At 36.4% G+C, this 1,834-nt stretch carries 3 protein-coding genes; 2 read left to right on the forward strand and 1 reads right to left on the reverse strand.

Features of this window, described 5'->3' with window-relative positions; translation table 11 throughout:
• The first annotated feature begins 225 nt into the window (after window positions 1-225).
• Together ACRC28_RS15395 and ACRC28_RS15400 are read left to right on the forward strand one after the other, a co-directional pair.
• Entirely contained in the window at window positions 226-519 is a 294-nt protein-coding gene (locus ACRC28_RS15395; RefSeq protein ID WP_438544325.1) for a hypothetical protein, read from the forward strand.
• Window positions 520-665: 146 nt separating this feature from the next.
• The gene (locus ACRC28_RS15400) at window positions 666-887 is read left to right on the forward strand and encodes a hypothetical protein (RefSeq protein WP_438544326.1); all 222 of its coding nucleotides are present in this window, start codon (window positions 666-668) and stop codon (window positions 885-887) included.
• Window positions 888-1,443: 556 nt separating this feature from the next.
• Here ACRC28_RS15400 and ACRC28_RS15405 read toward each other — a convergent pair.
• Window positions 1,444-1,834 (reverse strand): hypothetical protein (locus ACRC28_RS15405; RefSeq protein ID WP_438544327.1); only part of this gene is annotated, 391 nt, incomplete at its 5' end.

The following is a 1,834-nucleotide window of genomic DNA, read 5'->3' on the forward strand; positions in this document are numbered from 1 at the left end:
TAAAACAAATGTGTTAAAAAAACAAGAAACATTAGAGTATAGGCGGTCAGAGAACGTGAAGAAATTGAGAAGATTTTTGTGATTGAACGGGTGGTTCAGAGATTTTAACACAAATTACGCAGTCAGAACAGCAAGACTCACTGAGGCTCTTAAGAAGTATATAAAGTGGAACTGTAGTGAGGATATAGAGAGAGCTTTTAAGATTTAAAACAGGGATTAAGAAAGATGCAGAATTTGAAGATTTCTGACAATAAAAAGATGTTCAGAGTATGTACAGATGTGGATGATCTAAGGAAGTGGTATGAATCAGTAGAGATATCCGAACAGCAGAAAGAAAAAGAACAGGAAAAGAAAGAGCTGATTAAAAGACAGACACAAGATAAAGAAAAAAATTACTGTGAGTTTTATTTAGGTAAAAGGAAGAAGATCTTGGATTCGGATAAAAGAGAGGTTGAAATTAAACATGTACACGAGGAATTGAACCATAGATGTATGTCAAAGGCACTTACTATAATATAAAGCAGAAAAAATACTTGCCAAGAATAAAGGACATATGAAAAGGTTGTTTAAAGAGTGTGAGATATGTAATATTAACAATAGTAAGACTACAGGAGATTTGATATCGTAGTGAAGAGAAAAAGACAAAAAAAGTTGCTTTAGATTCGATGGACATCGGTGGAGAAAATAGATATGTACTTGTGGGAATGACTATTTTAATAGGAGACTGTGTGGTGCAAGGTCGAGGGAGACAAAGGCTGTTGTATAAAAGTTACAGAAATGAAAAAAGTGAAGATGTTTTCCCAGAGGAATACGTCCCAGATAACGGTAAGGAGTTTGTAAGCAGTAAGTTTGAGTTATGGGGCCCTGAAAATGACATCAAGCACTGAAAAGTAGGATTGAAGGCACATCGTAGTAATGGAAGAATTGAAAGGAGTATCATAACAATCAGAGAGGCTTAAGCTAAACAAGTAGAAGGTTATGTTGATGAGAAGATTGAGAAAGAAATTTATGGAAATAACAGTTCGTTACATACGGCGATTTAGTGCACACCAATGGAAGCTTGGAAAGAAAAGTTTGAGAAAGTTACCATAGAAAATGATGAAGTTGGTGAGTATACTAGGAATTTCAAGAAATGATTTAGAGAGACGGTTGGACCAAGACATCTAGTTAGAATATCAAGACGAGATAATTTAGAAAAAAGTGCTAAAACTAACAAAGGAAGATTTATTGGATAAGGTAATGTGGTAGCTATTTGTGATAATAACACATCATATATCGTTAAGACTAGTAACGGGAAAGATGATAAAAAAAGAGACACTATGATCATAAGGAGACTTAAGGTAATGGGTTTATCAATTCTAGTGAGACTAACAGTTTGGAGGAGGGAATATTAGGTTTAACAAAGTAAAACAAATTTATTGGGCTAGTTTTTGGTACTTACTTCTACTTGACGAGTGATTCATCCCCAGATTTTGGTATACCAGCTGTTCTCGTTGATATAGCATCTTTTGTCTTGTCTTCTGATGCCTCCTCGACTACTCTACATGCGCTCTCTTGCATGCACTTATTATCTCTTCCAAGATCATCAGCTTCCATAGTTCCTGCTAGTATCTCTACTGCCACCTCTGTCTCATCCTCATTAACTTCCTTCATTCCATATCCTCTTCTGTGATCTAGAGAGATAGACTCTAAGGTCTTCTTCAGCACCACTGACTGGATGTAGGCTTCGAGGGCTGGTTGGATTCCAAGGTCCTTGATGTATCTTCTGTGGTACTTTGTTACCACTCCGTCCCATGTCATTACATAGGGGATAATCCTTGTACTGGCCTTGTGG

It is taken from the genome of Clostridium sp., from assembly GCF_051650885.1.
Lineage (GTDB): Bacteria > Bacillota > Clostridia > Clostridiales > Clostridiaceae > Clostridium.

Excerpts from the sequence above, each read along its gene's own strand:
- ACRC28_RS15395 (WP_438544325.1), top strand. The coding sequence starts at position 226 with ATGCAGAATTTGAAGATTTCTGACAATAAAAAGATGTTCAGAGTATGT.
- ACRC28_RS15400 (WP_438544326.1), top strand. The coding sequence starts at position 666 with ATGGACATCGGTGGAGAAAATAGATATGTACTTGTGGGAATGACTATT.